Source organism: Exiguobacterium sp. s50, from assembly GCF_018618175.1.
In the GTDB taxonomy this organism is placed as follows: domain Bacteria; phylum Bacillota; class Bacilli; order Exiguobacteriales; family Exiguobacteriaceae; genus Exiguobacterium; species Exiguobacterium chiriqhucha.
In genome coordinates this window covers 78,019-96,846 of sequence record NZ_JACSLP010000007.1, presented here as the reverse complement: position 1 = coordinate 96,846, position 18,828 = coordinate 78,019, and the positions used below count along the sequence as shown (strand labels likewise).

Here is an 18,828-nt window from a genome sequence, read left to right as displayed (position 1 = left end):
TTGTCGACTCTATACTTAGGAGGAAGCGAAATGAAACGTAAATGGAGATTATCAACTGCCGTCATGACGGCAGGGATGGTATTGACACTTGCGGCCTGTGGCGGCGGGTCGCTTACGGAAGATGAAGGATCGAACGATGCGAACGCAGATAACGGGGACAAGCAAGACGTCACGTTGAACGTCTTCCAGTTCAAAGCGGAAATCGCCAAAGATCTTGAAGCGATGGCGAAACAATACGAGGAAGAGACGGGCGTCAAAGTGACCGTTCAAACAGTCGGCGGCGGAGCCGATTACGGCGCTGCGCTCAAGTCACAGTTCGCGTCAGGCAACGAGCCGGACATCTTCAATAACGGCGGGTTCACCGAAGCTCAGACATGGAAAGACAAATTGGAAGATTTGTCAGGCGAGAAGTGGGTCGGGGATTTGACGGAAGTGGCCAAGGAACCGATGACGATGGACGGAAAACTGTACGGGATGCCGATGAACTTGGAAGGATACGGCTTCATCTACAACAAGGAGCTGTTCGAGAAGGCGGGCATCAGTGAGTTGCCGAAGACGTTGTCTGAGTTGACGGATGCGGCTGAGAAGTTGGATAAAGCAGGCATCACACCGTTCTCGGTCGGTTATGCCGAGTTTTGGATTCTCGGAATTCACTTGCTCAACATTCCGATGGCGCAACAAGACGACCCGGATGCGTTCATCCAGGCACTCAACGAGAATAAAGAAAAATTTGAGGACAATGAGCAGTTCCAACAATTCTTGAAACTGTTTGACCTCACCATCAAATACGGCAATAAGAACCCGCTCACGACGGACTATAACACGCAAGTCACACAGTTCGCTCAAGGTGAGACGGCAATACTTCAGCAAGGGAACTGGGCGCAACAGATGATTCTCGACGTGAATCCGGACATTGAGATGGGCTTCGTCCCAATCCCAATCAACGATGACAAAGAGAAGATGGATCGTCTCCCGGTCGGCGTCCCGAACAACTGGGTCGTCAATAAAAACTCGAAGTATAAAGAAGAAGCGAAAGACTTCCTCGAATGGATGGCGACATCTGATACAGGTAAAGATTACATGGTCAACAAATTCAAATTCATTCCGGCGTTCAAGTCGATCGAAGCGAACGACCTCGGTCCGCTTGCTGACGACATCTTGGCTTATTCGAACGAAGGCAAGACGATTTCATGGAACTGGTTCAAGTATCCGGATGGCGCGGTCAACGAGTACGGCGCGTTGATGCAAGCGTACGTCGGTGGTCAAAAGACCGGAGACGAGATGCTCCAAGACTTCACAAAAGTATGGGCCGATAAGGCAAAATAACAGCAACACAAGCAGCGAAATGACCCCTTCGCCGCTTGTGTTTTTTTTATGAAGAAACCGTCACACGAATCCCATAAAAACGACACACATACCCCCGTGGGTTTTCGTACAATATGTTCTGTAAGCGATTCATCAAGAGGAGGGGTTATGAGACGACTAAGCTGGTTACTCGCTTTATGGTTCTTCTCACCGATAGCTGTTCAAGCGGACACAGAACCGGTGTTGCTCGAAGAACCGATTGTGATTCAATCGAACGAAACGTTCAACGGTGCAGGAAAACGGTTCATCAGTTGTGAACGACCCGCTTTCCAACTCGAAGGAATCGGGGCCGTGCTCGAGAACGTCGAGATCGAACAGTGCGAACGGACGACTGTACCCGCGGTGCTCGTCGAGGGGCTGGGCAACCAAGTCATCGATGCGAGAATCGAAGCAGCCGGGACCGGGATTGCCGTCAGGGACAGTCACGGGGTCCGGTTGATTCGACCGAACGTGACCGGGACAGGTCGGGGAGAAGGCATCTCCGTACATAATAGTGAAGCGACGGTGATTAAAGGTGCCATCATCGACCATGCCCGAGACGGGATTTACATCGAAGACGGGAGCGGATATGAATTGGTTCGGCCACTCGTTATGAACTCACGGTACGGCATTCATCTCATGTTCCCGACGGACGTTTCAATCACCTCACCCATCCTGCACCATAACGAAACCGGCGCGATGGTGATGGGAACCGAGCGCGTCAGCATCGAAAATGGACAAATTCATGACCAGACAGGTGCGACGGGGATGGGGCTCATGCTGTTCGAGGCGGTCGAGACGACCGTTCGTGCGAATGCAATTCATGGGAACCGCGTGGGGATTTACGCCGAGAAATCGGAGTGGACGGCAATCCATCATAACGGAGTGAACGGAAATGATATCGCGTTGCGGTTGCAGCGGGCTACCGGGATGACCCTGGTCGGGAATGATTTGACACATAATCGCTATCCGGTCATATCGTTCAAAGCGGCTGACAACGTGATTGCCGGCAACAGATGGGGTGGGCTGACGCTTGATTTGACCGAGGACGGACAGAGCGAGATTCCGTATCGGGCTGACCCGTATTTGTTTTTGCTCGCCGATTCGTATGAAGCGTTTGAATTATTGTACGGGGCCCCCGGGCTGACCGTACTCGAGCGTGTCCTCAGAAGTCCCGATGAGGTCACGCTCATTGACACGGCGCCACTTGTGACGAATTTCAAGTTTACTTGGCAAGGAACAGTCGGGGCGACCGTGTTAAGTGGATTATTGATGTTATTATGGCGATTTGGGAGGAAACAAGATGATTACTTATAAGAAGATGGCAGGATTACTTACCGTATCTGGATTGACACTCGCGCTAGGGGCGTGTTCAAGTGCGGCAGCGGAACCGTTCGACATCAAATGGGGCGAGACCGAATGTGAAGTGTGCAACATGAAAATCATGGACGAACAGTTCGCTGCCGAGGCAATCATGGACAACGGAAAAGGCTATGCGTTCGATGACATCGGTTGTTTGATGCGGGACTGGTATCCGGAACAGACCGAGGAAGACATTGCGGCCATGTACGTCAAAGACTATAACACGAAAGAATGGGTCGATCTCGAGGAAGGAACGTTCGTCCACGATAAGATGTCGAAGACGCCGATGGCATACAATATTGTCTCGTTCGCAAAAAAAGCGGACGCTGAGGCATATGCGGATAAGAACGGCGGAACGGTCATGGACCTCGACGACTTGAAAGAGCATTCATGGGAACGTGGTGAGATGAACCAACATAAAAAAATGAACACGGGTGATGACAACAAGATGAGTGACAGTGATTCATCAGAAGGCCACGGACAGTAAATGATGCTCTGGCGGATCGAGTGGTCGCGCACGTTGCGTCAAAAAGAGAGTTACGTCTTCCTGTTCACTTGGATGGTGACGCTCGTCTTGCTCGGTGGTCTTGGACAAGCACTGCCGATGGCGTCTGCCTACACGAACGTCAACGCGTCACTGCTCACGATTATCGGTCTCGTCTTGCCGCTGTTCGTCATGTTGACGACGGCACTCCAATGGGGAGGAGAGCGGGAGTCAAAACGGTTGCGCCTCTTGACGACGTACCCGCTATCGATGTTTCGTCTCATTTGGATGCGATACAGCGCTTTTCTCGCGACGCAAGCTTTGATCGTGACGCTCGCCTATGCACTCGCCTCATTCGTCGTATCGATGCCCCTCACCACATGGTTCGTCTTATGGACCTATTCAATCGGACTCATCGCGTATGGGGCGGCGCTCGGGACGTTCGTTGGCGTTATCGGTCGAAATCGACTTCAAGCCGTCCTTCTGTCTTTCCTCATCTGGATCGTCATGATTTTATTGTGGCCAACGATACTCGTGAGTGTCATTGCTTGGATGCCGTATGGGATTCAGGCGGAAGCGATGATCGGTGCTTTGTTCTTGAACGGATTTGAACTGTTGCGTGTCTGGGTGAGCGCGGTTTTAGCAGCACCTGATTTGTTCGGCGCCATCTATGAGACGTTTATTGATTGGCTCGATGGATCAATCGGCACGGCCGTCGTCGGTTTTACAATCGCAACGGTTATTCTTTGGATGCTATCCGCTTCAGCCTGGTGGTTACGACGGGAGGGTCGACATGATTCAGCTTAAGAAAGTAGGGAAACGTTACGGCGAGTCATGGGCGCTCCATCCGCTCGACGGAACGATAGTAGCGGGTCACATCGTGGCTTTGTGCGGCAGCAATGGGGCAGGTAAATCGACGCTGTTGAATCTCATGAACGGCACGATCACCCCAAGCGTCGGGAGCGTGTCGTTGAACGGTCGAACGATTGGTGACGGGAAAGCGTACCATCAGACGTTCGGTTACATGCCAGACGATTTTGCGTTCGACCCGTCTTGGACCGTCGGTGAGACGTACGCCTATTACGCCTTATGGCAAGGTGTGAAGCCGGACAAGGTACTGTTGAAGCGAGTCGGTCTCGATGAACTAAGGCATCGTCACGTTGGGAAGCTATCGAAAGGGATGCGACAACGGCTCTTGCTCGCGCAGGCGCTCGTAACCAAACCAGACATCCTACTCCTCGACGAACCGACGAACGGACTCGACCCAACATGGATGCATCTGCTCGGCGGTCTGTTACGGGATGAAGCGGCGCGTGGAGCGACAATCGTCTGTTCGACACATCAGCTCGACGTCGCAGCGATGCTTGCTGACGAAGTGTGGATGCTCAAGGACGGTCGGGTCGCCGGTCGCGTTATCGTAACGGACGAAACGGAGGCCTACGCTGAGATTAAACGTTTCTTTTTCGAATCGGAAGTTGAGGCTTGTCAAACGGGCGTCGCTCGCACAAAATAATAGACAGTTGAAGTGGTGCTCGGAACCTTCCGGCACCACTATTTTATTGGGGAGATGACAGATATGAGAAAGAATGTCACGGTCGCGTTGTTGTTGGCGACTTTTTTAGCGGCGATTGAAGGGACGGTCGTCTCGGTCGCGACGCCGGTCATCGCGAGCGAGTTGAACGGGGCCGCCCTCGTGAGTTGGGTGTTCGCCGCCTTCTTGCTGTTCACGGCGGTGTCGACACCGATTTATGGAAAAGTGGCCGATTTGTTCGGTCGCAAGCGGGTCCTACTGTTCGGGATCGGTTTGTTCACCCTTGCTTCGCTCTTATGCGGTCTTGCCACATCGATGGAGCAATTGATTATCTTTCGGGCGCTCCAAGGACTTGGTGCCGGGGCGGTATTGCCGATTTCGATGACCATCATCGGCGATTTGTATAAGTATGAGGAACGTGGCAAGATTCAAGGCATCTTAAGCGCGGTCTGGGGGGTCTCGGGCGTGCTCGGGCCGGTCATCGGCGGGTTCTTGGTCGAGACGTTGTCTTGGCGCTACGTCTTCCTCTTAAACGTACCGTTCGCACTGTTATCGTTCATCATGATCATTGTCTTCTATAAAGAGACGGTGACCGAGACGACGGAGCGGATTGACGTCAAAGGGGCGCTGTTGTTCGCGTTCGGTACGACGGCATTCTTATATGGACTGATCACGTTCAGCGAAACGAACGTCTGGACACCATCGATCATCGTCAGTGCCGTGTTCAGTGTCGTTCTGCTTACCAGTTTCTTTTTATCAGAGCGGCGTGCGAAAACACCGTTACTACCGCTCGATTTATTGAAACAACCGATTATCGCATCCATCAATGGCGCCGTCTTCTTCGCGGCATGGGTGCTCGTCTCGATGTCGGCCTATATTCCAATCTGGGCCCAGGCCGTACTTGGTAAATCGGCGACGGAAGCCGGATTCATGCTGATGCCGCTCTCGGTCGCTTGGACGTTCACATCGATTATCGGCGGCCGTACACTTGGCGCGGCCTCGCCACGGCGTCGAGCCGTGACAGGAATGAGTCTCTTGTTGATCGGGACAATCATCTTGACGCTGCTCACGCAATCAAGCCCAGATCTGTTCGTCTACCTCGCTGTCGCCATTATCGGCGTCGGGTTCGGCTTGTCGCAGCCGATGTTCATCGTCGTTTTACAGACGGTCGTGTCATATCGTCAACGCGGGACCGCGACGGCGGCAAACTCCTTCTTGAGTACCGTCGGTCAGACGCTCGGTGTCGCCGTATTCGGTGCCGTGTTTAACTTCATCGTCCTGAGTGGCTTCCGTGACGAGCCCGGGTTAAGCGGTGTGTCACTCGAATCGTTCTTCAATCGGAGTATGACCGAGGCGCTAAACGCGACAGTCAGGCTCCAAGGCGAACAACTCATCGCCACAGGATTGAACACCATCTTCATCGGTGCGGCACTTGCCGCATTCATCGCACTGTTGATTGCACTACGTTTACCGGTTAGCCCACCTGAACCTTCACGCGATAACTAAAGACACGGTATGATGGTGAAAAGGAGGCGATCATGTTGAGACGATGGATGTTCATCTTGTCGCTCGTATTTGTTGCCGGTTGTGCCTCGGAATCGACCGAGGCGCCGGAACCTGAACAGGCACCAGTCGAAGAGTCGACCGAAGAAGCACCGTCTGATACGGCACCAGAGCCGGAACCAACTGAGCCGGAAGGCGACGTGTCGACCGGTGCAACCGAATCGATTGTCGAACAGTTAGAGGCACCGTGGTCAATCGCAAAAACCGATGACGGATGGCTCATCTCGGAACGCGGCGGCACGATTGCCGTCATCGATGCGGACGGGAATCTCGACCGACAAGCGGTCGTCTTAGACGAAGACGTGCTTGAAATCGGGGAAGGCGGTCTCCTTGGACTCGCGTTGACCGCAGATTTTGCGACGTCACGCCAACTGTACGCTTATCATACGTACGGGACACCCGGGAACGTCCAAAACCGGGTCGTCGAGTTGACGTGGGATGGCAATCAGTTTGAAGAGACGGCGGTTGTACTCGATGAGATTCCAGGGGCCCAGTTCCATAACGGCGGACGGTTATTGCTCGACGGTGACGTGCTTTGGGTCACGACCGGAGATGCGCTCGTGCCGGAACTGGCTCAAGACGAGACATCGATTGCCGGAAAAGTGTTACGGGTGCCATTATCCGGAGCGGGCAATCCGACCGATTGGATTTATTCGTCCGGACACCGCAATCCTCAAGGTTTGACGAAAATCGAGGATACGTTCTATGCGAGTGAACATGGGGCGTCCGGTCACGATGAAGTGAATATCATCGAAGAGGGTAACAACTACGGCTGGCCGCTCATCGAGGCAGACCAAGAACGAGATGGGCTCGAGACACCATGGTTCGAGGTCGGGGAGACGTCGTGGGCACCATCGGGCATTGTTGCCGACGACCGTTACGTGTATATGGCGACGCTGCGCGGGAATCGCCTCGTTGCCATCGACCGGGAATCACGTGAGGTCATCCCGCTCGTCGAGGATAAAGGTCGCATCCGTGACGTCTGGTTGGAAGACGACGGACTTTACTACATCACAAACAATACGGACGGACGTGGCAACCCTGGAAGTGGGGACGACCAGCTGTATCGCCTCACGATCGAATAGAAACTGACATACGTGTCAGTTTCTATTTTTTTGTTGAATACATCCATTTATCCGGTATAATGGACTTCATATGGAAAATGAAGGGGATTTTTACATGAAACAATCGCAATTGGTACATAAGAACGAAACATTGTATTTTGGACTGCTCGTCGCCGCCAGCGTGTTGACGGTAGTGCTAGGAATCGTCTTCACGATTGCCTCGCTCGGCATCTTTTTATGGGTGATCGGATCAATTTTAGCACTGTCTCTATTCACACACTGGCTCCAAATCGGATATATTCGCACGAACGGCGTCAAAGTCACGGAGCGTCAATTCGCCGACCTGTATCAGACGTATCAGCGTGTCGGACAAGAAATGGGAATTCGCTTACTCCCAGACGTGTACATTCTTCAAGCCGGAGGCGTCTTGAACGCTTTCGCGACTCGTTTCTTCCAAAAGAATATGGTCATCCTGTATTCGGATGTCGTCGAGTTGTCACGTGAAGGGTACGCCAAAGAAGTCGAGTTTGTGATCGCGCACGAGTTGGCACATATTCGCCGAAATCATGTCCAAAAACAATGGGCGATGATGCTCGGCGGTTGGATTCCGTTTTTAGGGTCGGCTTATTCGCGTGCTTGTGAGTTTACGTGTGACCGTATGGCCGCCCATCATATTCAAGATCAGGCGGCATCGAAACGTGCCCTCACGATTCTTGCCATCGGTGGCAAATTGGCAAAAGAAGTGAGCGAGTTTGACTACTTATATGAAGCGAGTCGTGAGAACGGATTTATCGCCAAGTTGAGCGAGTTGTTATCGACACATCCGCCACTCCCGAAACGAATTGCGGCCATCGCGACGAACGCCGGTGAGACGAACGTTCCGGTCTTCAAGACGGCAGGGTATGTCAAAGGGTCGATTATCGGGACGATTGTATTGACTGTCATTGTCAATGTGGCCATTGTCGCCTGGTTGTTCACGAGTGATGGATTTACAAGCTTCGCTTCATCGCCTTTCATTGAAGAATTTGCTGGTGATATGACTGAAGAACCGCTTCAGCAGTTGGCGTATGACAATGCAGGTGCGGACGCGATTCGAGAGGAATTGGCGAACGGCGCGGACGTTAACATGCAAGACAGTTATGGTGATACTCCGCTCCATAATTTGCTGTATAACGATGGAATGGACTACGATTCATTAGTGTAGCTGCTCGAAAGCGGAGCCGATGTCACAATCGAGAATGACGATGGGATGACACCAGTCGATGTGGCGAAAGATTGGAGCCACGAATTTGGGATTGTAGAACTGCTACGTTCTTATGAATGAACAACTGGCTCGTCTCTCGAGAAACTGGGAGACGAGATTTTTCATGACAACATTGCAAACGCTTGCATAAGCCGTGATATAATGACAGCGAGGAGGCGATACGTGGATGAGCATTCGGACGAAGCTGACGGGAATGATCGCATTGACGATTATCGTTCCCGTCATTTTGGCGACGATCATTTCCTTTTGGTACGTCAAAGACCGGGAGCGGGAACGGGGGCTTCAGCTCACGGAATGGTCGCTTGAGCGAGGCACACTACAGATGGAACGGTATGTCTCGGACTTGAGCCGCTTGCCGACCAGTCTGTATGCGAATCGGGATGTGCTCGATATTCTCGAGTACGGCCCGGGACTGTCGCTCGAACAGACTGAACTCGAGGTACGACGGGCGCTGCTCGGGATGTACTTATCCCGTGAGGATGTGGCCCAAATCCAACTGCTCATGCTTGAGGATATGGATTCGTTCGCCGCCTATAAGATGAAAGTGTCCCCGCGCTCGAAACGGCAGCCAAGTGAGATTCAGCAACAACTATTGAAATATGAGGAGAGCCGCGTCCTGCTTGAGGCCTCGCATCCGCTCGTGCCCTATCATGATTTCGGGCCGCTCGTCTCGGAAGAGCAGGTCGTCACACTCCATTTCCGACTCGACAAAATCGAGACGGATCAGCCACTCGCGATATTGTCGATTGATATTCCGGAGGACATTTTCATCGGCCAACTCGCCTCACTACAGAACAATCCGAGCGAGAGCCTCTGGTTCGTCGGGGGAGGCAATCAAGTGTTCGCACAACTCGGTGACGGTGAAATCCCGCAAAATGTATCGACGAACTCGCTGTCGAGCGATGGAAAGCATCACCGTATCGTCAAATCGTTCGAGTTTGAGAACCAGACGTTCTACGTCGGAAAATCGATACCGGATCGATTGTTGACCGAGCCGGCGTCGCGGACGTCGTTCATCATCTTTGTCGTCGGGATGGTGTCGCTTGTATTGGCATTGATTGGGGCGACCTATGCCTCGATGCGTTTGACGACTCCAATCAAGACGCTCACGTCGAACATTTGGCGCATCGAACAAGGGGACATGACGGTCTCATTCGATTCCCTCGGAAATGATGAGTTCGGCGTGCTCGGACGGCAGTTCAAGCGGATGATTGAACGAATCGATGATTTGATTCAACGGGAGTACCGATTGGCGCTCGAGAATCGGACGAATGAGCTGAGGGCGCTCCAAGCCCAGACGAACCCACACTTCCTGTTTAACGCCTTGCAGTCAATCGGGACGCTCGCATTGAAAGGCGATGGCAAGACGGTGTACCGTCTCATCACGCAGCTCTCCTCGATGATGCGCTATACGATGCACCCTGATGAGTCGCTCGTGACGCTAAAGCGAGAAGTCGATCACCTCACGTCCTACATTCGCTTGCAACAAGTCCGGTTCCCGGATCAATTTGAGATTGAGGTCGATGTGCCGGAGCCGCTCCTCGATTTGATTGTGCCGAAGATGATTTTGCAGCCGCTCGCCGAGAACTTTTTCAAGCATGGGTTTGAGCGCGACGGTGCGACAGCAGCCAACCGTTTCTCCGTGCGAATTCATCAGTCGGGACAAAATCTTGTGATTCATTGTGAGAATAGCGGACGCGATCTCTCGGATGAAGAGTTGACGCTATTGAAAGAACGGATCGAGGTATCGACCGAGCCATTGAATGGGGCGGAAGGTACCGGTTTAAAGAACATTCGGGATCGACTCATGTTAAACTATAATCGGGAGGCTCAGTTTATGTTGGCTACACCAGAGACAGGCGGATTTCGTATTGTCATGCGTTTCCCGGCCGTAAAGGAGGCGGATGCGTCATGACGAAAGTGTTGATCGTTGATGATGAATCGCCGGTACGGGAAGCGGTGAAACTGCTCGGGGAGTGGGACCGGCTCGGCGTCACGAAAGTGATTGAGGCGCAAGACGGGGAAGAAGCGAAACGGATTATCGTCAAAGAACGGCCGGCGTTGATTTTATCGGACCTTCAAATGCCTCGATGTAACGGCATCGAGTTGATGGAGTGGGTCCATATGGAGGCGGAGACGGCCAAACTGATCGTCTTGACGGGCTATGACGAATATTCGTACATGCGGCGCGCGATCCAGCTCGGCAGTTTCGACTACTTGCTGAAACCGATTGACCCGGATGTCTTGAACGAGACGCTCGCACGTGCCCTCGCCGACGTCATTCCTGACGAAGACGATCCGATTCTACAGATTGGCGCGTTCATCGAACGCCATTATGCGGAAGAACTCAGCTTACAAGGGATGAGCGAGCGCTTTTACTTGAGCCGCGAATACATATCGCGTCGCTTCAAACAGCAGTACGGCGTCAACTTATCCGAGTACTTGCTGTCGATCCGGATGCTCGAGGCGAAACGTCTCCTTGAGACGAGTAGACAACGTATTTATGAAGTCGCCCAAGCGGTCGGCTTTTCGGATGATAAGTATTTCCGGAAAGTCTTCAAAAAACAGATTGGTATCACCCCGAATGAATATCGGGAGCAGTGCCAACGACTATCTTGAAGGAGGAATTTAATCATGAGTGTACACATTGGGGCAGAAGCAGGACAAATCGCAGAAACGGTATTATTGCCAGGAGATCCGTTGCGTGCGAAATATATCGCGGAGACGTTCCTCGAGGATGTTGAGTTATACAACGAAGTCCGCGGCATGTATGGCTTCACAGGAACATATAAAGGAAAACGTATTTCCGTTCAAGGGACTGGGATGGGTGTTCCATCGATGTCGATTTACGTGAACGAATTGATTATGTCATACGGCGTAAAAAACTTGATTCGTGTCGGTACGGCCGGCGGAATTCAAGAAGACGTCAAAGTACGTGACGTCGTCATCGCGATGAGTGCATCGAGTGAGATGGCCCAAAACCGGGTTCGTTTCAACGGCATGGACTATGCACCGACAGCGACGTTCGACCTCCTACATCGCGCGTATATGAACGCTGAAAAGGCTGGTATTCCGGTCAAAGTCGGTCAAATTTTCACAGCCGACCAGTTCTACCAGGATGATTTCCACCATTTCAAGAAGTGGGCCGATTTCGGTTGCCTTGCCATCGAAATGGAAGCGGCAGGTCTTTACACACTCGCTGCGAAACACAAAGTGAACGCGTTGACGATCCTCACAATCTCAGACCACTTGTTGACAGGTGAAGAGACGACATCGGAAGAGCGTCAATCGACGTTTGACGAAATGATTCGTGTCGCACTCGATACAGCGGTCGAAGTCACAAACTAATGAACACGCCTTACAGACCACTGGTTTGTAAGGCGTTTTTGTGTCCGCGCGCCTTGTCTTGTATACAAAGTGAAACTGGCAGGCTAGACTGAAGCTGAAACGAACAGTTCCCGTATTGGGCTGGATCAAGGAGTTGTCATCATGAATAAAGCGTCCGCTTTTGTCATTTATAGTATCGTCTTTTTTGCCTTCTTTGATTTATTCGCCCAGCTTCCGGTCATGAGCACGTTTGCGACATCGGTTGGTGCGACACCTTTCATCGCAGGGCTCGTCATCGCCATCTACTCGTTGTCGAATACGTTCGGCAACATTTTATCCGGCATTTGGACCGACCGGATTGGTCCGATCGTCATCTTGCTCGTTGGTCTTGCGCTGTCGAGCCTCAGTCTCTTGTCGTATCATCTCGTCGACACAGCGACGACGCTATTAATTGTCCGGATCGTGCACGGCTTTGTAGCGGGTTTGATTGTCCCAGCCGCGTTCACGTTGTCCGCCAATCTGACCGCCGCGAACCGACAAGGTAAAAAAGTGGCATTGACCGGCAGTTTTGTTGGTTTGGCAGCCATCGTCGGTCCGGCGTTCAGCGGCATCATGGCCAGCCAGACGACCGTGCCGATCGTCTTCACATACGTCGCGCTGTTCGGGGTAGCCGTCGCGCTCCTCGCACTCGTCTTTTTGCGCCCGTCGAAGTTAACGCTTGAACCTTCCCATCGTACAGATGAAGGGACGTCGCGCCTGGAACGAGACGTAGTGAAAGCGTATATCGGCGCCTTCCTCTTGATGTTCTCGCAAGGGGCAATCGCGTACTTGCTTCCCCTTTACGTGCAGGCGCTCGGGTATGACTCTAGTCTGAGCGGGACATTGCTCAGCACGTTCGGTATCATGGCGGTGCTCGTGTTTGTGTTGCCGACGAATCGCCTGTTCGACCAAATCGAACCAGCGAAGCTCGCGGCACTCGGTGTCGGCATTCTCGGTGTGAGCCAACTGTTGATTGGCCGATCAGAGACGTCGCTCCTCTTGTACGCTGTCCTCGCCTTGTATGGCGTCGGGTTCGCCATCTTATTCCCAGCCATCAATACGATGTTGATTAAAGCGACGAATCAGGCCAATCGTGGTAAGTCGTACGGCTATTTTTATGCGTTCTTCTCGCTCGGGACAGTGACGGGCTCGGCATTGTTAGGCTGGCTCTCGATTACGCTGACACAAAAATTCGCGCTCACGGGTGGCATCCTGCTTGTAGCCGGTTTGATATTTGTCGTCATGCAACAAACGAAGAAACGGGACGTGCCTGTCAGATAGGACGGACGCATATCGAAGGTTCAAAATGGTCGCTGACCGAGTGAAGATGATAAGATGAAGCTAGCGTTATCATCCAAGGGAGGCAGATTTATGCTCGCACCAATCGAACAGTTGACCATTGAAGAGCTCATTCGTAAACAGCGTCGCTTCTTTCGGACGCAAGCGACCAAGTCGCTCGCATTCCGTCTCAGCATGTTGACGTTTTTAAAAGAGTCAATCAAGCATCATGAAGCAGAGATTCTTCAAGCGTTGGAGCAGGATTTGAACAAATCAGAACTCGACGCGTTCACGACGGAGATCGGTTTCGTCTATGACGAAATCACACGGACGACACGTGAGTTGAAGCGTTGGATGCGCCCGAAACGTGTCCGAGGCGCCTCAATCCATCTCGGGACGCAAAGTGAGGTCATGTATGAACCTTACGGAACGGTACTCGTGATCGCTCCGTGGAACTATCCGTTTCAATTGGCGATGGCGCCGCTCATCGGAGCGATTGCCGCAGGCAACACGGCTGTCGTGAAACCTTCGGAATTGACACCGAACGTCGCCCAAATGATCACGAAAGTGCTCGAACGGGCGTTCACCGACCGCTACGTCGTCAGCGTCGAAGGAGATAAGGACGTTGCGACCGAGTTGCTTGCCCAGAAATGGGACCATATCTTCTTCACAGGGTCGACGCCAGTCGGGAAAATCGTCATGGAGGCGGCGGCGAAGCACTTGACGCCCGTCACGCTCGAACTTGGTGGGAAATCACCGGCCATTGTCCATGAAGATGCCAATATCGAGATTGCAGCCAAGCGCATCGCCTGGGGCAAATGGATGAATGCCGGGCAGACATGCGTCGCTCCAGATTACGTCCTTGTCCACGAATCTAAACGAGAGGCATTCCTCGAGGCCATCAAACGGGAGGCGTTCACGATGTTCGGAAACGGCGTCGGGACGAAACGGTTCACACGAATCGTCAATGAGACCCACTTCGACCGCTTGACCGCATATTTGACAGAAGGAGACATTTTCTTTGGTGGCCAGACGGACCGGGACGAATTGAAGATTGCCCCGACCGTGTTGACGGATATCGAAGAGGACGCGAACGTGATGAAAGATGAGATTTTCGGACCGATTCTACCAGTCCTCACGTACCGCCAACTCGACGAAGTGATTGAGTTTGTGTCATCGCGTCCGCATCCGCTCGCGCTCTATTTGTTCACCGAGACGAAAGCCGTGGAGCAGACCGTGATGAAACACCTCACGTTCGGTGGAGGCTGTGTCAATGACGTGCTCATGCATTTGACGAACCCGAACCTGCCGTTCGGCGGCGTCGGCGAGAGCGGGATGGGCTCGTACCATGGACGTTACAGTTTTGAGACGTTTAGTCACGCCAAATCGATTTTACGAAACACGACGAAATTTGATTTACCGATTCGTTATCCGAACTTCAAAGCGGCCGAGAAGTTGATTCGACTCGTCTACCGTTGACCAGACTAGACTGCAGGGAGCCTGCAGTCTTTTTTTGTGGGCAAAGAATAAGAAGATTGTTTGAAATGTCACATACTTTTATGAAACTAGCTACATACCTCTTGTATAATATAGCCATACACATGACGTACGAGACTTAATCAGATATACGATTAGTGGAGGGAGCAGATAACATGACTATGAAATGCGGAACGACCAAACCGAACAGCTTTGTCTTTTCGCAAGAGACGAAACAGCTCTTGCTCGAGATGATGACGTTTCAAGATCATTCGAAAGGGAGCATCGTTTGTTGGGAAGGCGAGAAGTGCAACAAGTTCTTTTATTTGAAGAGCGGTTCCGTCAAATTCACGAAGCTGACGAAAAAAGGGAGCGCACTCATCATGTTCATCTATGGGGCGGACGACTTCTTCGGGGAGTTCGATATCGACGAGGTGTTCCCGAGTTCGTATAGCATCGAGACGACTTCGGACAGTGTCATCGGTTGGATTTCGAAGCAAGAGATGGATGAACTCGTTCGGCGCGATGCGCAGTTGGCCACTGAAGTATTGCGGTGGACGTCGATGATGCGCAAGCAGTCCGAGATGAAACTCCGTGACTTGCTGCTATATGGGAAACCGGGTGCCCTCGCCTCCACGTTATTACGCATGGCGGCGATGGACGGCGTCGAGTCAGCAGAAGGGATCGTCGTGCCAAAACATCCGTCAGACGGGGAGCTCGGTCAGCTGATTGGCGCACCTCGCGAGACGGTGAATCGGATGATGAACCAGTGGCGGAAGGAAGGCATGTTGACGACGACGGGGACAGAGATGATTTTGCATGACATCGATTTCTTGAAAGAGCTATGTTACTGCGAAGGCTGTCCCGCCGGTATTTGTCGGCTTTAATCTTTCAAGAGAGTTGCAACATTTCACCTTATCAAAGCGCGTGAAACCGAACAGGTGGTTGACTCGATTCGTGTCGGGACAATCGCCTTTTTTGTATGCCTTTATACAAAATGTGAACTTTATGTGTGGAAACTACGCGAATTTGATGTGATTGTCACTTTTGGAGTGATAAATGTCACATATTAATCCCCATCCCATTTCATACAATAAAAGTGGAAATCACAGGGAAAGGGGTCCTTCACGTGGAGAAAAACGATGGACAAGAACCGAACTTAAAAGGCACGTTCACATCGGTCATGATTGTCGCGGGCGTCATCATTGCCATGTGGTCGTCAGTGTTTTACCTATTTATGACGCGATAACGAGCAGGAGGAGAGCAACATATGCATATTCATAAACTTGAAAAATATTGGCTTGTATTCGGCATCATTTTATTAGGTGTGTTTTTAACCGTGCTTGGTATCTCTGCCTTTGCGGCAGGAAATCAACCGGCTTCGGACGCGGATTTGATCGATCCGGCGAAAGTACATCAAACCGCACCGTTCGACAAACCGGGACTTCATAAAATTGATGACAACGAATATGAACTTGTCATGGTCGCGCAAGCGTTCACGTTCACGCCGGGCAACGTCGAGATTCCAAAAGGGGCGAAAGTCACGTTTCTCGTCACCTCACCGGACGTCGTTCACGGTTTCCAGTTGACGGGCACACCGGTCAATATGATGGTCGTACCTGGCCATATCAACTCGCTCACGTATACGTTCGACGAGGCGGGCGAATTTTTAATCCTTTGTAACGAATATTGTGGTACCGGACATCACATGATGTCGACAAAAATTAAGGTGGTGGACTAAATGAATGACGTAGCTTCAAAACTAAAGCAGTGGGAAATGGAACGCGGCGTACCGGTACCGAGTATCGGTGTCAAAGAAGCACGCCTCGCCTATGCCCATGTCGTCATTTCGGTCCTCGCCGTCTTAATCGGCGGTTTGGCAGGACTCATGCAGACGCTCATCCGAACGGGCGTCATCCCGGAAGTGTTCGGTTATTATCAACTCTTGACCGCGCACGGCATCATGCTCGGTCTCGTTTTCACGACAATGTTCATTATCGGTCTGCTTTACGCGCTCCTCGCCAAGTCGTTCGGACGCTTTGAGTCGTTCCCAACGAGGGTCGCTTGGCTCGGGTTTTGGATGATTATCGCCGGCGCCGTGCTCGTCACGATCATGGTGCTCGCCAATAAAGCGACCGTCTTGTATACGTTCTACGCACCGCTCATGGCCGACCCAGTGTTTTATATCGGTCTCGTCTTGTTCGTCGTCGGTACGTGGTTATCGGCGTTCGCCATGTTCCGGATGTATGCGGACTATAAACGAGAAAATCCGGGCGTTCATCCGCCGCTTCCGGCGTATATGAGTATCATGACGATGCTCTTGTGGGTCATCGCCACGCTCGGTGTCGCCGGGACGATTTTATTCCAACTGCTCCCGCTCTCGCTCGGTTGGAAAGACACGGTCGGAATCGAGTTGTCACGGACGCTCTTCTGGTATTTCGGTCATCCGCTCGTCTATTTCTGGCTCATGCCGGCCTATATTGTCTGGTATACGGTCGTGCCGAAAGTCATCGGCGGAAAGATTTTCTCCGATGCGCTCGCCCGGATGGCATTCCTGTTGTTCCTGCTATTCTCGTTCCCGGTCGGCTTCCACCACCAGTTGACGGAACCAGGGATTGAACCGTTCTGGAAGTTCGTTCAAGTCATCTTGACGTTCCTCGTCGTCATCCCGTCGTTTATGACGGCGTTCTCGCTGTTTGCGACGTTCGAGCTGCGCGGCCGCGCACTCGGAGCTCGCGGTTTATTTGGTTGGGTCAAGAAGATGCCATATGGGGATGTCCGTTTCCTCGCTCCGTTCGTCGGCATGTTGTTCTTCATTCCGGCTGGGGCCGGCGGAATCATCAACGCATCGCACCAATTGAACGCGATGGTCCACAACACACTTTGGGTCACGGGCCACTTCCATATCACGGTCGGAACGGCCGTCGCCTTGACGTTCTTCGGAACGGCATATTGGCTCGTGCCGGTATTGCGCGGTCGTATTCTAACGAAAAAGATGAATCGAATCGGATTAATTCAAGCAGGCACGTGGGCGTTCGGAATGTCGATCATGTCTTACGCAATGCACATCTCAGGACTGCAAGGTAATCCGCGTCGGACCGGTCCGGCAACGTACTTCTCGGATGCGCTTACGCGCGAGTGGATTCCATACCACATCGCGATGGCGATTGGCGGGACGATCCTCTTGATTTCGGTCCTCATCTTCGTCTATTCAATGTTCAACTTGTCGTTCCTCGCTCCGAAGGGAGAAGAGGAGTTCCCGCTCGCCGAGACCGAAGAGGCGGCGATGGAGACACCGCGTTTCTTCGAGAATTGGAAGCTTTGGATTACGGTCACGTTCGTTTTAATTGCCTTCGCCTATACGATTCCGATTTGGCACTTGATTGAGAGTGCGCCGCCGGGAGCTAAAGGTTGGGTGCTCTGGTAAACTGAAGTCAGCCTCGCTAGCGGGGCTGACTTTTTCATGTGGGGAGATGGAAAGATGGAGCTACTTCGTGCAGATATTCACCGTGAATATGTTAGACGCGAGCCGGATCGGCCGTTCCTCGTCGCGATCGACGGGTTGAGCGGGGCAGGGAAGACGACGATGGTCGAACAACTACGCGGGATTGCAACGAATGAAATGGTGTTACATATCGACGACTTTATCGTCGAGCGGCACCGACGTTACGCGACGGGACAGTCAGAGGCGATGGAATATTATGCGCTCCAATGGGACGTCGAGTTGCTCGTGGAGACCTTGTTCAAACCGCTTCGGGAAGGGCAGACGAATTTGACGTTGCCGTATTATGAGCGAGACCAGGACGCGGTCAACATGCGAACAATTGAGATTGCTCCGAACACACTTGTCTTGATCGAAGGGATCTTCTTATTGCGGGACGAGTGGCGTCCTTATTTTGACTACATCGTCTATCTCGACTGTCCGCGGGAAGTCCGGTATGAACGGGTCTTGAATCGTGATACGTATATCGGCGACTTGTCGGAGCGGCTTGCTAAGTACGAACGCCGGTATTGGCTGGGAGAAGCGCATTACATCAAAACGATCAACCCGCAAGCCCAGGCCGATCAAATCGTTTCATCTAGTTGACGCATCCAT

The 18,828-nt window shown here is 52.3% G+C and carries 18 protein-coding genes; all 18 read left to right on the top strand.

The features are described 5' to 3' along the window. Positions 1 to 30: 30 nt before the first annotated feature. The 18 genes from KNP68_RS11175 to KNP68_RS11090 all read left to right on the top strand — a co-directional run bounded on the left by KNP68_RS11175 (position 31) and on the right by KNP68_RS11090 (position 18,819). A complete protein-coding gene (locus KNP68_RS11175) occupies positions 31 to 1,326 on the top strand; it encodes an ABC transporter substrate-binding protein (RefSeq protein WP_214799587.1) in 1,296 nt (431 codons plus the stop codon). A gap of 147 nt (positions 1,327 to 1,473) precedes the next feature. After that, positions 1,474 to 2,661 carry a NosD domain-containing protein gene (locus KNP68_RS11170; protein ID WP_214756685.1) on the top strand — a complete coding sequence of 396 codons (1,188 nt, stop codon included), beginning with the start codon at positions 1,474 to 1,476 and terminating at the stop codon, positions 2,659 to 2,661. Next, positions 2,648 to 3,193 (top strand): nitrous oxide reductase accessory protein NosL, encoded by a 546-nt coding sequence (locus KNP68_RS11165; RefSeq protein WP_214756684.1) that lies wholly within the window; start codon positions 2,648 to 2,650, stop codon positions 3,191 to 3,193. Before KNP68_RS11170 ends, KNP68_RS11165 begins: the two co-directional genes overlap by 14 nt. Next, positions 3,194 to 3,997 carry an ABC transporter permease gene (locus KNP68_RS11160; RefSeq protein ID WP_236355798.1) on the top strand — a complete coding sequence of 268 codons (804 nt, stop codon included), beginning with the start codon at positions 3,194 to 3,196 and terminating at the stop codon, positions 3,995 to 3,997. Continuing rightward, positions 3,984 to 4,703 carry an ABC transporter ATP-binding protein gene (locus KNP68_RS11155; protein ID WP_058765719.1) on the top strand — a complete coding sequence of 240 codons (720 nt, stop codon included), beginning with the start codon at positions 3,984 to 3,986 and terminating at the stop codon, positions 4,701 to 4,703. The genes KNP68_RS11160 and KNP68_RS11155 overlap by 14 nt, the downstream gene beginning before the upstream one ends. A 63-nt stretch (positions 4,704 to 4,766) precedes the next feature. Beyond that, complete coding sequence (locus KNP68_RS11150) at positions 4,767 to 6,227, top strand: MDR family MFS transporter (RefSeq protein WP_214799585.1); 1,461 nt, start codon at positions 4,767 to 4,769, stop codon at positions 6,225 to 6,227. Positions 6,228 to 6,262: 35 nt separating this feature from the next. Continuing rightward, positions 6,263 to 7,369, top strand: coding sequence for a PQQ-dependent sugar dehydrogenase (locus KNP68_RS11145; protein ID WP_251131497.1), 1,107 nt, complete (start codon positions 6,263 to 6,265; stop codon positions 7,367 to 7,369). Positions 7,370 to 7,463: 94 nt separating this feature from the next. Beyond that, complete coding sequence (locus tag KNP68_RS11140; RefSeq protein ID WP_214799583.1) at positions 7,464 to 8,552, top strand: M48 family metallopeptidase; 1,089 nt, start codon at positions 7,464 to 7,466, stop codon at positions 8,550 to 8,552. A gap of 226 nt (positions 8,553 to 8,778) precedes the next feature. Then, complete coding sequence (locus tag KNP68_RS11135; RefSeq protein ID WP_021067823.1) at positions 8,779 to 10,527, top strand: sensor histidine kinase; 1,749 nt, start codon at positions 8,779 to 8,781, stop codon at positions 10,525 to 10,527. Next, entirely contained in the window at positions 10,524 to 11,231 is a 708-nt protein-coding gene (locus KNP68_RS11130; protein ID WP_021067822.1) for a response regulator transcription factor, read from the top strand. The genes KNP68_RS11135 and KNP68_RS11130 overlap by 4 nt, the downstream gene beginning before the upstream one ends. 15 nt (positions 11,232 to 11,246) lie before the next feature. After that, complete coding sequence (gene deoD / locus KNP68_RS11125) at positions 11,247 to 11,960, top strand: purine-nucleoside phosphorylase (RefSeq protein ID WP_029596056.1); 714 nt, start codon at positions 11,247 to 11,249, stop codon at positions 11,958 to 11,960. A gap of 141 nt (positions 11,961 to 12,101) precedes the next feature. Continuing rightward, positions 12,102 to 13,259: an MFS transporter gene (locus KNP68_RS11120; RefSeq protein ID WP_131472457.1), complete on the top strand. Its 1,158-nt coding sequence runs from the start codon at positions 12,102 to 12,104 to the stop codon at positions 13,257 to 13,259. A gap of 90 nt (positions 13,260 to 13,349) precedes the next feature. Beyond that, positions 13,350 to 14,735: an aldehyde dehydrogenase gene (locus tag KNP68_RS11115; RefSeq protein ID WP_021067819.1), complete on the top strand. Its 1,386-nt coding sequence runs from the start codon at positions 13,350 to 13,352 to the stop codon at positions 14,733 to 14,735. 173 nt (positions 14,736 to 14,908) lie between these two features. Further along, a complete protein-coding gene (locus tag KNP68_RS11110; protein WP_021067818.1) occupies positions 14,909 to 15,619 on the top strand; it encodes a Crp/Fnr family transcriptional regulator in 711 nt (236 codons plus the stop codon). 242 nt (positions 15,620 to 15,861) lie between these two features. After that, the gene (locus tag KNP68_RS11105; RefSeq protein ID WP_021067817.1) at positions 15,862 to 15,981 is read left to right on the top strand and encodes a hypothetical protein; all 120 of its coding nucleotides are present in this window, start codon (positions 15,862 to 15,864) and stop codon (positions 15,979 to 15,981) included. Positions 15,982 to 16,002: 21 nt separating this feature from the next. Then, positions 16,003 to 16,473 carry a cytochrome c oxidase subunit II gene (locus KNP68_RS11100; RefSeq protein ID WP_021067816.1) on the top strand — a complete coding sequence of 157 codons (471 nt, stop codon included), beginning with the start codon at positions 16,003 to 16,005 and terminating at the stop codon, positions 16,471 to 16,473. Further along, positions 16,474 to 18,159, top strand: a complete 1,686-nt coding sequence (locus tag KNP68_RS11095; RefSeq protein ID WP_035385689.1) for a b(o/a)3-type cytochrome-c oxidase subunit 1 — start codon at positions 16,474 to 16,476, stop codon at positions 18,157 to 18,159. A 54-nt stretch (positions 18,160 to 18,213) separates the two neighbouring features. Continuing rightward, the gene (locus KNP68_RS11090; RefSeq protein ID WP_214799582.1) at positions 18,214 to 18,819 is read left to right on the top strand and encodes a kinase; all 606 of its coding nucleotides are present in this window, start codon (positions 18,214 to 18,216) and stop codon (positions 18,817 to 18,819) included. Positions 18,820 to 18,828 lie beyond the last annotated feature (9 nt).

Coding starts and splice junctions, on each gene's coding strand:
- KNP68_RS11160 (WP_236355798.1), top strand. CDS start 3,194: ATGATGCTCTGGCGGATCGAGTGGTCGCGCACGTTGCGTCAAAAAGAG.
- deoD (WP_029596056.1), top strand. CDS start 11,247: ATGAGTGTACACATTGGGGCAGAAGCAGGACAAATCGCAGAAACGGTA.
- KNP68_RS11140 (WP_214799583.1), top strand. CDS start 7,464: ATGAAACAATCGCAATTGGTACATAAGAACGAAACATTGTATTTTGGA.
- KNP68_RS11090 (WP_214799582.1), top strand. CDS start 18,214: ATGGAGCTACTTCGTGCAGATATTCACCGTGAATATGTTAGACGCGAG.
- KNP68_RS11170 (WP_214756685.1), top strand. CDS start 1,474: ATGAGACGACTAAGCTGGTTACTCGCTTTATGGTTCTTCTCACCGATA.
- KNP68_RS11110 (WP_021067818.1), top strand. CDS start 14,909: ATGACTATGAAATGCGGAACGACCAAACCGAACAGCTTTGTCTTTTCG.
- KNP68_RS11155 (WP_058765719.1), top strand. CDS start 3,984: ATGATTCAGCTTAAGAAAGTAGGGAAACGTTACGGCGAGTCATGGGCG.
- KNP68_RS11130 (WP_021067822.1), top strand. CDS start 10,524: ATGACGAAAGTGTTGATCGTTGATGATGAATCGCCGGTACGGGAAGCG.
- KNP68_RS11115 (WP_021067819.1), top strand. CDS start 13,350: ATGCTCGCACCAATCGAACAGTTGACCATTGAAGAGCTCATTCGTAAA.
- KNP68_RS11165 (WP_214756684.1), top strand. CDS start 2,648: ATGATTACTTATAAGAAGATGGCAGGATTACTTACCGTATCTGGATTG.
- KNP68_RS11100 (WP_021067816.1), top strand. CDS start 16,003: ATGCATATTCATAAACTTGAAAAATATTGGCTTGTATTCGGCATCATT.
- KNP68_RS11135 (WP_021067823.1), top strand. CDS start 8,779: ATGAGCATTCGGACGAAGCTGACGGGAATGATCGCATTGACGATTATC.
- KNP68_RS11175 (WP_214799587.1), top strand. CDS start 31: ATGAAACGTAAATGGAGATTATCAACTGCCGTCATGACGGCAGGGATG.
- KNP68_RS11095 (WP_035385689.1), top strand. CDS start 16,474: ATGAATGACGTAGCTTCAAAACTAAAGCAGTGGGAAATGGAACGCGGC.
- KNP68_RS11150 (WP_214799585.1), top strand. CDS start 4,767: ATGAGAAAGAATGTCACGGTCGCGTTGTTGTTGGCGACTTTTTTAGCG.
- KNP68_RS11120 (WP_131472457.1), top strand. CDS start 12,102: ATGAATAAAGCGTCCGCTTTTGTCATTTATAGTATCGTCTTTTTTGCC.